Annotated in this window: 12 protein-coding genes and 1 tRNA gene; 10 read left to right on the top strand and 3 right to left on the bottom strand. The window is 70.4% G+C overall.

All coding sequences use genetic code 11. From position 1 onward, the window contains the following. Positions 1–44: 44 nt before the first annotated feature. A complete protein-coding gene (locus tag ACIPFH_RS30495; protein WP_401831411.1) occupies positions 45–869 on the top strand; it encodes a GNAT family N-acetyltransferase in 825 nt (274 codons plus the stop codon). A gap of 22 nt (positions 870–891) precedes the next feature. Here ACIPFH_RS30495 and ACIPFH_RS30490 read toward each other — a convergent pair whose 3' ends face one another. Next, complete coding sequence (locus ACIPFH_RS30490) at positions 892–1,464, bottom strand: DsbA family protein (protein WP_401831406.1); 573 nt, start codon at positions 1,462–1,464, stop codon at positions 892–894. Positions 1,465–1,742: 278 nt separating this feature from the next. Here ACIPFH_RS30490 and ACIPFH_RS30485 point away from each other — a divergent pair, with 278 nt between their 5' ends. Together ACIPFH_RS30485 and ACIPFH_RS30480 are read left to right on the top strand one after the other, a co-directional pair. Then, entirely contained in the window at positions 1,743–2,189 is a 447-nt protein-coding gene (locus ACIPFH_RS30485; RefSeq protein ID WP_401831405.1) for a hypothetical protein, read from the top strand. 167 nt (positions 2,190–2,356) lie between these two features. Then, complete coding sequence (locus ACIPFH_RS30480) at positions 2,357–2,623, top strand: hypothetical protein (protein ID WP_401831931.1); 267 nt, start codon at positions 2,357–2,359, stop codon at positions 2,621–2,623. A 201-nt stretch (positions 2,624–2,824) separates the two neighbouring features. Here ACIPFH_RS30480 and ACIPFH_RS30475 read toward each other — a convergent pair whose 3' ends face one another. Beyond that, positions 2,825–3,385 carry a CGNR zinc finger domain-containing protein gene (locus ACIPFH_RS30475; protein WP_356261878.1) on the bottom strand — a complete coding sequence of 187 codons (561 nt, stop codon included), beginning with the start codon at positions 3,383–3,385 and terminating at the stop codon, positions 2,825–2,827. A gap of 275 nt (positions 3,386–3,660) precedes the next feature. Then, complete coding sequence (locus tag ACIPFH_RS30470; protein WP_004002642.1) at positions 3,661–4,074, bottom strand: SsgA family sporulation/cell division regulator; 414 nt, start codon at positions 4,072–4,074, stop codon at positions 3,661–3,663. A 191-nt stretch (positions 4,075–4,265) separates the two neighbouring features. Here ACIPFH_RS30470 and ACIPFH_RS30465 point away from each other — a divergent pair, with 191 nt between their 5' ends. The 7 genes from ACIPFH_RS30465 to ACIPFH_RS30435 all read left to right on the top strand — a co-directional run bounded on the left by ACIPFH_RS30465 (position 4,266) and on the right by ACIPFH_RS30435 (position 12,920). After that, a complete protein-coding gene (locus tag ACIPFH_RS30465) occupies positions 4,266–4,721 on the top strand; it encodes a TIGR02611 family protein (protein ID WP_401831404.1) in 456 nt (151 codons plus the stop codon). Positions 4,722–4,799: 78 nt separating this feature from the next. Beyond that, positions 4,800–4,871 (top strand) — tRNA-Val (locus tag ACIPFH_RS30460). Between the two features lie 1,402 nt (positions 4,872–6,273). After that, positions 6,274–7,563 (top strand): ABC transporter substrate-binding protein, encoded by a 1,290-nt coding sequence (locus tag ACIPFH_RS30455; protein WP_401831403.1) that lies wholly within the window; start codon positions 6,274–6,276, stop codon positions 7,561–7,563. Beyond that, complete coding sequence (locus ACIPFH_RS30450; RefSeq protein ID WP_401831401.1) at positions 7,563–8,564, top strand: carbohydrate ABC transporter permease; 1,002 nt, start codon at positions 7,563–7,565, stop codon at positions 8,562–8,564. Before ACIPFH_RS30455 ends, ACIPFH_RS30450 begins: the two co-directional genes overlap by 1 nt. After that, on the top strand, positions 8,561–9,454 hold the full coding sequence (locus ACIPFH_RS30445; protein ID WP_356264677.1) for a carbohydrate ABC transporter permease: 894 nt from the start codon (positions 8,561–8,563) through the stop codon (positions 9,452–9,454). The genes ACIPFH_RS30450 and ACIPFH_RS30445 overlap by 4 nt, the downstream gene beginning before the upstream one ends. A gap of 5 nt (positions 9,455–9,459) precedes the next feature. Beyond that, a complete protein-coding gene (locus ACIPFH_RS30440) occupies positions 9,460–10,059 on the top strand; it encodes a hypothetical protein (RefSeq protein ID WP_401831400.1) in 600 nt (199 codons plus the stop codon). 125 nt (positions 10,060–10,184) lie between these two features. Next, positions 10,185–12,920 (top strand): Tat pathway signal sequence domain protein, encoded by a 2,736-nt coding sequence (locus tag ACIPFH_RS30435; RefSeq protein WP_401831397.1) that lies wholly within the window; start codon positions 10,185–10,187, stop codon positions 12,918–12,920. Positions 12,921–12,925 lie beyond the last annotated feature (5 nt).

Raw genomic sequence — 12,925 nt, 5'->3', positions numbered from 1 at the left:
AAAACAGGCTGACGTCGCCCGCCGTGGCGGGTAGAAAGCCCTTGATGACCACGACCCTGCGGCCGACCGAGCCGCTTCAGCGCACCTCCGACGGGGCGCTGTCGCGCCACTACCAGGTCTGCGTGAACAGCCGTCCCGTCGGAACGGTCCGCGTCTCGACGTCCCCGAGCTTCGGGCCCGGGGCCGCCCGGATCACCGACCTGCGCATCGAAGAACCGGACCGCGGGCGCGGCCGGGGCACGGTGGCCGCGCTGGCCGCCGAAGAAGTGGCCCGGGGCTGGGGCTGCGGGCGGATCGAAGTCAGGGTGCCCGCCGACGCGCACACCGGGCTCAGGCTGGCGACGGCGCTCGGCTACGTCCACCGCAACCGCGGCATGGAGAAGCCGCTCGCCGCCACCGCTCCCCGGCTGCCCGAAGGCAGCCGGGGCAGGCCCATGACGGAGACCGAGTTCCTGCCCTGGCTGGAGCACGGCGTCGCGGTCTACGCCCAGGACTGGGCGGACCGCGGGGTGCCCGAGGACGAGGCGTGGGCCAAGTCCCGACGGGACCACGAACTGCTGCTGCCGCAGGGCCGGGCGACGGAGAACATGCTGTTCAGCGTCCTGGAACAGGAGGGCACCCCGGTCGGCGCCCTCTGGCTGGCCTTCGCCGACGACAAGGCGTTCGTGTACGACGTCGAGGCCGACGAGGCCTTCCGCGGCCGGGGCCACGGCCGCTCCCTGATGCTGCTGGCCGAGGCGCAGGCGATCACGGCGGGCAAACGCGTTCTCGGCCTCAACGTCTTCGCCGGCAACACCCCGGCCGAGCGGCTCTACGAATCGCTCGGATATCTGCCCGTGCACTACTCGATGTACAAGAACCTGCTCTGAGCCGGCCCGCGCGGAGCCCGCCTCACGCCTGCTCGGCCAGCAGCCGGTCGGCGATCTCCTCGACGCGCTCGCGCAGCCCCTCCTGGCTCTTGCCGCCGTCGAGACGCTCACCGCCGATGACGTACGTCGGGGTGCCGGTGACGCCGATCGCCTTGCCCTCGGCCTGGTCGGCGTCCACGATCAGGATGTGCCGTCCGTCGATCAGGGCGGTGTCGAACTCCTCGGCGTCCAGACCGAGTTCACCGGCGACCTCGATCAGGAAGGGTTCTCCCCCACGGTCCAGCTCCTCGACCCGGCCCAGCACCGCCTCGACGTAGGGCCACCCCTGTCCCTGTTCCAGGGCCTCCTCGGCAGCCTGCGCGGCGGCGAAGGCGTGCTTGTGCTTGTCCAGCGGGAAGTGCCGCAGCCGCAGCTCCAGCCGGTCGCCGTAGCGTTCGCGCAGGGCGCGCAGGTCGTCGAGAGCGCCGCGGCAGTCCGGGCACTGGAGCTCGCACCAGATGTCGAGGACGGCGGCGGGACGGGCGGCCGCGGTGCCGGGCGCGGGGACGGATGCCTGGGCCGGGGCGGAGGAGGAGGTCGGGGACGAGTCGCTCATGACGCCAGTCTCCCAGTCCGTGTCCCGCCGCCCCAATCCGGACCGCCGGCCGCCCGGACAGGGCGCTGCGTCCGGCGCGGAGGCCACGGGTACGTGCGGCACGGTCCGTGCGGCACCTGCGGAGGAGTCGACCCGGAGATGTCCCTGATGTCCGGCCGGGGCATGGCCCGTGAGCGGTGCGCAGGTGCAGGATGGAAGGGAAGAAGCACGGGCCCCGTCGGCCGTGGTGCCTGGTCGACGTGACCTCTGCCCGAGTGAGCCAACGCCTGGAGGACCGGATGATTGCCGAGACCGTCTGTTCCGCCGTCGCCGCGGCCGGCCTCGGCATCGCGGTCGTCACGGCCTACCGCAAGCGCTTCCTGGCGGCCGCCCGTATCGCCGCCTATGCCCTGGTGCCGCTGGGCCTCGTGATGACCGGCGTCGTCGACTGGATCGCCGACACCGCCTTCAGCCCGACGGCCTGGGCGGGCTTCGTCGTGCTCGGCGGGGCCTGGGCCCTGTTCGCCACCACCCGGGCCGTGGAGCGTCGCCGTGGCGGCACCCGCAAGGAGCGCAGAGCGGCGGCCCGCGCCGCGCGGACCGAGCCGGTGGCCCCCGCCGCCTCCGCACCCTCCCTGGATCAGGCCTCCCGCCCGGCGGCCCGTCCCGCGCCCGCACCCCGGGCGACCGGTGGTTCCGACGACTTCAGCGACATCGAGGCCATCCTGAAGAAGCGCGGCATATGACGGGCCGCGTATGAAGCGCCGCGCGGCAGCGTGACGCCCGACTCCTGAAGCAGGGCGGAGGGCGCGGGGCGCCTCCGCCGGGGCCTCGCATCAGACGTCGGCCACGGCCGCGGTCATGGACCCGTTGCCGGTGGCCTCGCGATTGAAACGACACAGTCGGCCTGCCCGTGCGCGGAAGTGATCACGGCCTGAAAGCGGTGTCACGGATTCCGGCGAACTCCCGCTCAAACCGCGCGGGTGATCGCGCCCGGGGCGTCGGCTGCGTCATCATCGCCCGCGAGATGCTGGACACGACACAGAGCGACGCCGCGCCGCCGCAGGACGAGCCGCGCGGGTGCCTCTTCGCCCTTTCCCAGCCACCGCTGATGATCTTTCTTGCGGTGATCGGGTGTCTGCTGCTCATGGCTTCGCTGCATGATCTGCTGCTGCTCTGAGCCGTACCCGCGGTCCCCGGCGCCACCCGCCGGGGCCGCGTCGGCAGCGAGGACCGCCGAGGACCGCCGAGGACCGCCGAGGGATGCCTGGGGCCGCCGAGGGACGCCGGGGAGCGGCGGGCCGGCGCACCACCGAAGGCCACCGAGGAACGCCGAGCGTCGGCGAAGGCGTGGAGCGGACCCGGCTGGGGGAGACCGGTCTCAGCCCGCCGCCTCCTTGCGGCGCGCCCGGTAGGCGGCCACATGCAGACGATTGCCGCAGGTGCGGCTGTCGCAGTACCGGCGGGACCGGTTGCGGGAGAGATCGACGAAGGCGCGCCGGCAGTCCGGGGCCTCGCAGCGCCGAAGCCGCTCCTGCTCCCCGGCCACCACGAAGAACGCCAGCGCCATTCCGCAGTCGGCCGCCAGATGATCGGCGACGGAGGCGCCGGGGGCGAAGTAGTGCACATGCCAGTCGTAGCCGTCGTGATCCGTCAGGCGAGGCGTGGTGCCCGCGGCGGCGACGAGCTCGTTGATCAGTGCGGCGGCGGTCCGCGGGTCCGACGCCGCGAAGATGCCGGCGAACCGCCCACGGATCTTGCGCACCGCGGACAGGTCGAACTCGGAGAGCACGCCGACGTCGCTGATCTCGTGCTTTCGCACGAAATCCGCGAGAGTGGCGACATCCGGCAGCGCGTCCGGAGAGATGTCGTCCTCCGGTGCGGTGTTCACCAGTTCCACCACGGCATCGAGCGCACACCGGGTGTCGTGGGTGATCAGCACATTTCGCTCCCTGGCCTGGGGGTCGGGCGAGCGCCCGCCGATGCTGGCCGATGGTAGCCGCACCGGGCCGTCGGGCAACGGCCGCCGACGGACCGGACCCTCTGGGCGCCGTACGCCGCCAGGCCGGGGGAGACCGGTCCGCCCGTGGCGCACGCACGCCGACGCCGCCCCACGGCAGCCCGTGGTGCGGCGTCGGCGCATGCCCTATTCGGTTGTCCTGGCCCGAGCCGTCTCCCCGAGTGGACGGCGCCGGGCAGCTCGGTGTGAGCCTCGCCCTAGCTCTCCGCCAGGATGTGCGAGAGCTCCTGATCGAGATCGAAGTGCCGGTGTTCCGTGCCCGGGGGCACGGCCGCGTCCGTCCGCTTCAGGAAGGACTCCAGGGCCCGCGCAGGGGCCTCGAGCAGGGCTTCGCCCTCGGGAGAGCTCAGGGCGATGCAGACGACGCCCTGACCGTGACTGCGCGACGGCCAGACACGGACGTCGCCGGTGCCCGTGGGCCGGTGCAGGCCCTCGGCGAGCAGGTCGCGGGCGAACACCCACTCGACGGTCTCCTCGGCACCGGTGTGGAAGGTGGCGTGCACGGCGTAGGGGTCGGCCGTGTCGTACCGCAGGCCTGCGGGGACAGGCAGGGATGACTCGCTCGACACAACGAGGCGCAGGTGCAGCTCGCAGCTGACCGTGGTGTTCATAAGCGCCAGGGCCTTTCGCTCAGTGTGCGCTCGGGGATTCGCACGTCGGCGAAATCGACATGCCACCTACGGTGCCGTTGTAAACCCCTCTGAGTGTTTTGCGTGCCTTTACGTAACTCTTCCGGCCGACAGCGCGTTCGCCCCGTACCACCATTCCGGTGACCGGATTCTCTCGGGTAGGGTCAGGCTGTATGAACACGGGGAGTAACGAGTCGGGCGAGGCGGTCGTGGCGGCGGACAGGTCGAATTCGCACGGAGCGGCGGAGCCCGAGCAGGGGCTCGGCTCCAGGGCGCCCGAATTCGTCAAGGCGCGCCGCATGCTCCACCTGAGCTGGCAGGTCGGCGTCTTCGTGATCGGCCTGGCCGTGGTGGTCGCCGGCATCATCATGCTGCCGTTGCCCGGTCCCGGCTGGGTCGTGATCTTCGGTGGCATGGCGATCTGGGCGACGGAGTTCGTCTGGGCGCAGCTGGCGCTCCGCTGGACCAAGCGCAAGGTCACCGCGGCGGCCCAGCGCGCGCTCGACCCGAAGGTCCGTCGTCGCAACATCACCCTGACCGTGATCGGCCTTGTGATCATCTCCGTTCTGGTGGGCGTCTACGTGTGGAAGTTCGGCTTCGAGATGCCCTGGAAGATCAAGGATCAGTGATCCGCCGCGGCGGCGCGGGAAGGGGTCGGTCGTGGTCACGGCCATCCCCTGACATGGGGTAATGTTCTTCCTGCGTCCGGGCGATTAGCTCAGTGGGAGAGCGCTTCGTTCACACCGAAGAGGTCACTGGTTCGAACCCAGTATCGCCCACCCGGAACGGCGGCCCGTCTGCGAGAACGCAGACGGGCCGCCGTCGTTCGGCGCGCCGGCAGACCCTCGTCGGTCGACGCCCGCCACCAAGATCACTCCCGTCTGCCGTACGGGACAGCGCCGGCTCCTCGGCCGCCCCGCTCCCGCGGCACCACTGCCTGACGGCCCCCGCTCCCACCCGGCGGCGCCGCTCCCGCGGCCACCACGGTCGACGCACACCCGCCGGGCTCCTCGGGCACCCATGTCGCCGGCCTCCGTCCCAGCCCAGCGGTGCGACTCTCGCGGCCACCACGGTCGACGCAATCCGCCGCGTTCCTCGGGTACGGTCGACGGCCCCAGCCCCCACCCAGCGGCGCCACTCTCGCGGGCGCCACGGTCGACGCCACGCGCCCCGCTGGGCCACCCCACCCCCGACGCCCACTGCCTGCGCATCCCCTGCCCGCCCGGCCGCGCAGCCGCCTCGGCTGCCGCTGTCGGCGCATTCCCTCCCCGCCGGCCGCCCCGCTCGGCACCCCTGTCGGCACATCCCGCCCCGCCCCGCCTGGCCGCCCCGCCTGGGCCACCGCTGCCGACGTGCACCCTTCTCACGGCCCTCCCGCGCCGCCGTGCTCCGCCGCTCGTCTCACCTGCCCCGGCCGCCCGCCCTCGCACAGTCGCCCGGCCGCCCGCCCCACGCGGTGGTCCCCGCAGCCCCCTACGGCCGCGCCTCCACGCCTCCGCGCCTCCCGAGCCTTCTCCGCAGCCCCGCCTCCGCGTCTCCCGAGCCCCTCCGCAGCCGCGCCCAGCACTTCCCGAGCTCCTGCGTCGCCGCCTCTCCAGAGTCCCCACGCCTCCACGCCTTCTCTGCAGCCGAGCCTCCGCGCTTCCCGAGCCCCTCCCCAGCCGCGCCCAGCACTTCCCGAGCTCCTGCGTCGCCGCACCTCCAGAGTCCCCGCGCCTCTGCGTCCCCGACTCTCCTCCGCAGCCGCACCTCCAGAGTCCCCACGCCCTCCGGGCCTCCCGAGCCCCCTCCGCAGTCGCGCCCCCGCACTTCCCGAACCTCATGCATCGCCGCACCTCCCGAGCCCCGCGTCGCCGCACCTCCCCCCTCTCCCCCCGGTCCCGGCGGGCTCGCGCCCCCTGCGGCAACTCCTTTCCTCCGCGCGGATTTCGCCCCCCGGCTCGTGCGTCCCGACGGCCCGTCAGCGGTTCGGCGCCTCGAACAGCCGTCTCTCACCTGTGAGTTCGCCGGGCCGGTGAGCCGGTGCCGCCCCTTCAGGGGCGGTTCGCCGCGAGGTCCGCGCACAAGAAATTCCTGTCCGAATCATTGACGCTCTCTCAACCCCCTCGTACCTTGTGCCAGCAAGCGCTTTCTTGAAACGATTCATGCAAGCGGCAACGACGCTGCGGGGAGGGTCCGACTGTGGGAACCAGCAGGAATGTTGAGAGGCGAACGATCCTGAAGGCCGCGGGGGCGACGGCGGCCACACTGGGCCTGGCCGCGACCACGGGGTGCGGGGGAGACAGCGGTACGTCGGCGGACGGGACGGTCACGATCCGTTACGCCTGGTGGGGTTCCGAGGACCGTGCCCAGCGCATCAACAAGACCATCGCGCTCTTCGAGAAGAAGTATCCGAAGATCAAGGTGAAAACGGACTTCCAGCCTTATGTCGACTTCTGGAAGAAGTTCAACACCCAGGCTTCGGGCGGGAATCCGCCGGACGTCTTCCAGAACGCCATTGGATTCCTGCGCAAATACGACGCGAAGAATGTGCTGCTGGATCTCGGCGGTCAGGTCAAGGCGGGCAATCTCTCCATGGACGGCTTCCGGGCCGGGCTGGACAAGTTCGGCGAGGTCGACGGCAAGCTCCTGGGCATCCCGGTCGGTTCCAACTCGATGGCCCTGGTGATCGACAAGCCCGTCTACACCAAGGCCGGCGTGAAGCCTGCGCAGGGATGGACCTGGGACGACTTCGACGCGGCGATGAAGAAGATCCGCGACAAGGCGGGGCGCGCCGGCGACAGCGGCATGTACGGCGTGATGTACCTGTACGACCTCTATCTGCGCCAGAACGGCAAGGCGTTCTTCACCCAGGACGGACTCGGCTTCACCGAGGCGGATCTGACGGACTGGTGGACGAAGGCCAAGAAGGGCGTCGAGGAGGGGATCTACGCCGATCCCAAGAAGGTCGCCCAGATCAAGCCCAAGTCGGCGGTCTCCGGGGAGCTCGCCGCCAGTGAGTTCACCTGGGACAACTTCACCGTCCGCTACACCTCGGAGGGCAAGAGCGAGTACGGGCTCGCGCCCATTCCGACCACGGACGGCAAGAAGACCGGTCAGTACCTCGGTTCTCTGATGCTCAGCGCCTCCAAGCGGACGCAGCACCCCAAGGAGGTCGCCCAGTTCATCGACTTCATGGTGCACGACCCCGAGGTCGCCAAGATCATGGGCTACGACCGGGGCGTGCCCGCGACGCAGGCCCAGTTCGACGCGTTCAAGCCGACCGACGAGGTCAACAAGTCGATCGCCGCCTACGAGACGTCCCTTGTCTCCGCGGGAGTGCTGGAGCCCATCACCCCGCACCCGAACGGCGCCGACATCTGCGAGGCGGCCTTCCTGCGCATCGCCGAGGAGCTCGCCCTGGGAACGCGCTCGGTGAGCGAGGCCGTCAAGCAGTTCTTCACCGAGTCGAAGACGGCTCTCGGCAGCTGATGGGAACCACCGTGACACACGCCCCTGCGATGGAGGACCTGTCCAAGGACTCCGAGCCGCGGCACGGTCCGGTCGACTCCTCGCGCCCCGCCGCCCTCAAGCGGCGGGGCCGCCGGGAGAACCTGGCCGGCTATCTCTTCATGTCCCCCTGGATCGCCGGATTCCTGCTGCTGACCGCGGGTCCGATGGTCGCCTCGCTCTACTTCGCGTTCACCGACTACAACCTGTTCGACGCGCCGAAGTGGATCGGGCTCGACAACTTCTCGGAGATGTTCGGCGACCCGCGCTGGCGCCACTCGGTGAAGGTGACGCTCTGGTACGTCGCCGTCGGTACGCCGCTCAAGCTGCTGCTCGCCCTCGGAGTGGCGCTTCTGCTCGCGCAGAAGCGGCGCGGCCAGGCCTTCTACCGGGCCGCGTTCTACGCGCCCTCGCTGATCGGGGCGAGCGTCTCCGTCGCGATCGTCTGGAAGGCGATCTTCGCGGACGACGCGATCGTCGACCGTACGCAGCAGATCTTCGGAGTCGATGTCGGCGGCTGGACCGGCGACCCGGAAATGATCATCTACAGTCTGGTGGCGCTCACCGTCTGGCAGTTCGGCGCCCCCATGGTCATCTTTCTCGCCGGCCTCAAGCAGGTGCCGCGCGAGCTGTACGAGGCAGCCGAGGTCGACGGGGCGGGCAAGCTGCGGCGGTTCTGGAACATCACGCTGCCGATGATCTCCCCGGTCCTCTTCTTCAACGTCCTGCTGGAGACGATCCACTCCTTCCAGATCTTCAGCTCGGCGTACATCGTCGGCGGCGGCGCCGGCAGCAACGCCTGCGGGCCCGCCGACGGTTCGATGGTCTATACCTGCTACCTCTACGTCCAGGGCTTCGAGAACAGCCGGATGGGTCTGGCCTCGGCCATGGCCTGGATGCTGCTCGTCGCGGTCGCCCTGGTGACGGCGGTGCTGTTCTGGTCCCAGAAGCGCTGGGTGCACTACGAGGAGGGCGCCCGATGAGCGCACAGGCCACCGACCTCACGCCGGCCCCGTCCACGCGGGCGGGTGCCTTCCGGCGCAGGCTGCCCGGGTCCCTGGCCTGGCACATCGGGGCGCTGGCGATCCTCGCGGTGATCCTCTACCCGGTGATCTGGGTCATCGGCGGCTCCTTCAAGAAGAGCGAGGACATCGTCGGGAGCCTCGACCTCTTCCCGGGCGACCCGATCGTCTCGAACTACACGGGGCTCTCCGACGGCATCGCGGACATCGCGATCTCCACGTTCTTCGTCAACTCGCTCCTGCTCGCGGTCGGTTCCGTTGTCGGGATCGTGGTGTCCTGCTCGCTGACCGCGTACGCCTTCGCGAAGATCAGGTTCGCGGGGCGCAACCTGCTGTTCACGCTGATGATCGGCACGCTGCTGCTGCCGTACCACGTGTTGCTGATCCCGCAGTACGTGCTGTTCCGCAACATGAACATGATCAACACGTACACCCCGCTCCTGCTGGGGAAGTACCTGGCGACGGAGGCGTTCTTCGTCTTCCTGATGGTGCAGTTCATGCGCAATCTGCCCAAGGAGCTCGACGAGGCGGCCCGCCTCGACGGCTGTGGACATCTGCGCATCTACTGGTCGATCGTGCTCCCGTTGTGCCGGCCGGCGCTGATCACCAGCGCGATCTTCACCTTCATCAACTCCTGGAACGACTTCATGGGCCCGCTGATCTACCTCAACGAGCCCGACAAGTACACCGTCTCCCTCGGCCTGAAGATGTTCGTGGACCAGGAAGGCGTGGCCAACTACGGCGGCATGATCGCGATGTCGTTGGTCGCCCTGCTGCCGGTGCTCGCCTTCTTCCTGGCCTTCCAGCGCTATCTGATCGACGGTATGGCGACGTCCGGACTGAAGGGCTGACGCGGATGGCCGACGCACGGGTCAAGGCCAGGCCCCCGCGGGGGGAGTCCCTCTTCGCCGAGCGGTTCGCCGTGTTCGCCGAGTGTCTGCTCACCGGGGTGTGGATCGCGGCGGCCTCGCTGGCCGTGGTCACCTACCCGGCCGCCTTCGCCGCCGGGGCGCGCCATCTGCGCCGGCGTACCGCCCATGAGGCGGGCGGCTGGCGGGAGTTCGTGGCGGACTTCCGCCTGGCGGTGCGCTGGGGGTGGCTCGCCGGGCTCGCCGGATGGGCGGCGGTGGCCGCGGTCTGGGTGGACATCCAGGCGGTGCGGGCCGGGATTCCCGGCGGGCCGTTGGTCGGGGCCGTCGGCGTGTTCGCGCTGATCGGGCTCGCCGTCGCCGGACTGCGCGCGGCGGCCGTGTGGACGCCGGGCGCCACCTGGCGGACGCTGCTCGCCGAGGCCGGCCGCCGGACCGTGCTCGACCCCGCCGGCTCCTTCCTCATCGTCGGCGGGCTGGCCGTGGTGGCCCTGTCCGCCTGGTTCGTCGCGCCGCTGGCGGTCCCCGTGCTCGGGGCCGTCGCGGCGGCGGCCGTCGCCGTGGAGGAGCGTCACCGGCACCGCTGACGGGCGGTGCCCCGCGCACCGGGTCGGCGCCCCGGCGTCGGACCTGCATCTGTCATGCCCCTGACCATTCGCACGGAACTGCTTCCCGCACTGCTTCCCGCACGGAACGGAAAGGCTGTATCCCTATGTCCCCCATTCCCCGCAGGTCCCTCCTCAAGGCGGCGGCCGTCGCCGGCGCCGCCGCGCAGTTCAGCTGGGCGCTGGGTGCGAAGGACGCCGAGGCCGCGCCGAGAGCCGCGGCGGCGGACGCGGATCCGGTGACCCTGGACTGGCTGGAGGAGGGCGGCCTCGGCGCCGCCCCCGGCTCCACACTCGGTGTGCCCTGGCCCATGGGCACGTACCAGGAGGACCAGACCTTCGCGCTGACGGACGCCGACGGCAAGGACGTCCCCGTGCAGTCCTGGCCGCTCGCCTACTGGCCGGACGGATCCCTCAAGTGGACGGCCCACGCGGTCGGTTCGGGCTCCGGCAAGCTCACCCTCGCCGCCGGCACCCCCTCCGCCCCCGCCAAGAAGGTCACCGTCGACAAGCGTGGCGGCACCATCGACGTGTCGACGGGTGTCATCACCGCGAAGATCGGCAAGTCGGGCGCCACGCTCATCAAGTCCGTCACCCGCGGCTCCACCGAGATCGCCAGGAACGGCCGGCTGGTCATGATCCGGCAGCCCGAGATCGAGGACGAGGACCAGGGCACCGTCAAGACCGAGCGCTTCGAGGGCGCCATCGACGGCGTCACCGTCGAGCAGGCGGGTCCGGTCCGCGCGGTCGTCCGCATCGACGGCAAGCACCGCAAGGGCAGCCGCAGCTGGCTGCCGTTCTCCATCCGCCTCTACTTCTACGCCGGCGCCGACTCCTTCCGCATGGTGCACACCATCACCTACGACGGGAAGCAGGAGCCCGGCAAGGCGAGCGGCGACTTCATCCGGGGGCTGGGCGTCCGCTTCACCGTCCCGATGCGCGACGAGTCCTACGACCGGCACATCCGCATCGGCGGCGAGGGCACCGGCCTGCTGCGCGAGGCGGTCAAGGGCATCACCGGTCTGCGCCGTGACCCCGGCGCGGCGGTGCAGGCGGCCCAGTACGCGGGCCAGAAGCTCCCCGACCCCGCCACCTGGGACCAGCGGGTCACCACCCGCCTGCAGTACATCCCCGAGTGGGGCGACTACACCCTCTCCCAGCTCTCCGCCGACGGGTTCACCCTCCGCAAGCGCACCAAGAAGGGCCACGGCTGGATCGGCGCCGGCGGCGGCAAGCAGGCGTCCGGCTTCGGGTACGTCGGCGGGGCGAGCGGCGGATTCTCCTTCGGACTCAGGGACTTCTGGGAGAAGCACCCCGCCCAGCTCGACATCCGCGACGCGCACACCGACGAGGCCGAGGTCACCCTCTGGCTCTGGTCGCCCGAGGCGCAACCCATGGACCTGCGCTTCTACCACGACGGCATGGACCAGGACACCTTCCCCGAACAGCTCGAGGGCCTCAACATCACCTACGAGGACTACGAGCCCGGCTTCGGCACCCCCTACGGAATCGCCCGTACCTCCGAACTCCTCTTCTGGGCCAACGAGTCCACGCCCGCACCCGAGAAGCTCGCCGAACAGGTCGAGGCCGTACGGGTGCTGCCCCAGCTCGCCGCCCCGCCCAAGCAGCTCATCAAGGCCAAGGTGTTCGGCCCGGGTCTGTACTCCGAGCCGGACCGTTCCACTCCCGCCAAGGCGAAGATCGAGGACCACCTCGACTTCCTCTTCACCTACTACAAGGGCCAGGTGGAGCAGCGCCGCTGGTACGGCTTCTGGGACTACGGCGACATCATGCACACCTACGACACCGTGCGGCACCAGTGGCGGTACGACATCGGCGGCTACGCCTGGGACAACTCCGAGCTGTCGCCGGACCTCTGGCTCTGGTTCGCCTATCTGCGCAGCGGCCGCGCGGACATCTTCCGCTTCGCCGAGGCGATGACCCGGCACACCGGTGAGGTCGACGTCTACCACCTCGGCCAGTGGGCGGGACTCGGCACCCGGCACGGCGTGCAGCACTACGCCGACAGCGCCAAGCAGCAACGCATCGCCAACACCACCTACCGCCGCTACTACTACTTCCTCACCGCCGACGAACGCGTCGGCGACCTCATGCACGCCAACGTCGACTCCGACGAGACGTTCCTCGCCCTGGACCCGCTGCGCAAGATCCGCACCGAGCCGTACACACCCGACCGGCACGCCCTGTCGATCGGCTTCGGCACCGACTGGAGCGGCCTGGTGTCGGCGTGGCTGACCGAATGGGAGCGCAAGGGCCCCAAGTGGGAGAAGGCCAAGGCCCGCGTCCTGTCCACCATGGAGACGATCGGCGCCCAGCCCAACGGCTTCGTACAGGGCAGCGGCCTGTACGACCTGGATACCGGCAGGTTCGCGGTGGCCACGGCTCCCGTCGTCGGCGTCTCGCACCTGTCCGCCGTCTTCGGCCTGAACGAACTGTGCGCCGAGCTCATCCACCTGGTCGACATACCGAAGTTCAAGGAGGCGTACCTCGACTACTGCCGCTACTTCAACGCCACCAAGGCGGAACAGGCGGCGCGCTACGGCAGCAACTTCGGCTCTCTGCTGCTCTTCCAGGGCCACTCGCGTCTCGACGCGTACGCCGCCGTCCAGACCGGGGACGCGGCGCTCGCCAAGCGGGCGTGGACGAAGTTCTACAGCTCCGACGGCTACACCGAGTCCTCGCCGTGGAAGACGGAGCCGGTGAGCGGCCCCGCCGCCCTGGTCGCGGGCAGCGAGGCCACTTGGGTGGCCACCAACGACACCGCCCTCTACGGCCTCGCCGCCATCGAGAACCTGGCGCTGCTCGGCGACAGAATGCCGTGACGGCA

The sequence above is a fragment of the Streptomyces sp. NPDC088157 genome, from assembly GCF_044741545.1.
Taxonomy (GTDB): Bacteria; Actinomycetota; Actinomycetes; order Streptomycetales; family Streptomycetaceae; genus Streptomyces.
Note: the sequence above shows the minus strand (reverse complement) of the source record. Positions and strands in the feature narration are given on the sequence as shown.

Bases quoted from the DNA above. Each gene is read 5' to 3' on its own strand.
- ACIPFH_RS30495 (WP_401831411.1), top strand. From the start codon at position 45: ATGACCACGACCCTGCGGCCGACCGAGCCGCTTCAGCGCACCTCCGAC.
- ACIPFH_RS30490 (WP_401831406.1), bottom strand. From the start codon at position 1,464: ATGAGCGACTCGTCCCCGACCTCCTCCTCCGCCCCGGCCCAGGCATCC.
- ACIPFH_RS30485 (WP_401831405.1), top strand. From the start codon at position 1,743: ATGATTGCCGAGACCGTCTGTTCCGCCGTCGCCGCGGCCGGCCTCGGC.
- ACIPFH_RS30470 (WP_004002642.1), bottom strand. From the start codon at position 4,074: ATGAACACCACGGTCAGCTGCGAGCTGCACCTGCGCCTCGTTGTGTCG.
- ACIPFH_RS30465 (WP_401831404.1), top strand. From the start codon at position 4,266: ATGAACACGGGGAGTAACGAGTCGGGCGAGGCGGTCGTGGCGGCGGAC.
- ACIPFH_RS30450 (WP_401831401.1), top strand. From the start codon at position 7,563: ATGGGAACCACCGTGACACACGCCCCTGCGATGGAGGACCTGTCCAAG.
- ACIPFH_RS30445 (WP_356264677.1), top strand. From the start codon at position 8,561: ATGAGCGCACAGGCCACCGACCTCACGCCGGCCCCGTCCACGCGGGCG.
- ACIPFH_RS30440 (WP_401831400.1), top strand. From the start codon at position 9,460: ATGGCCGACGCACGGGTCAAGGCCAGGCCCCCGCGGGGGGAGTCCCTC.
- ACIPFH_RS30435 (WP_401831397.1), top strand. From the start codon at position 10,185: ATGTCCCCCATTCCCCGCAGGTCCCTCCTCAAGGCGGCGGCCGTCGCC.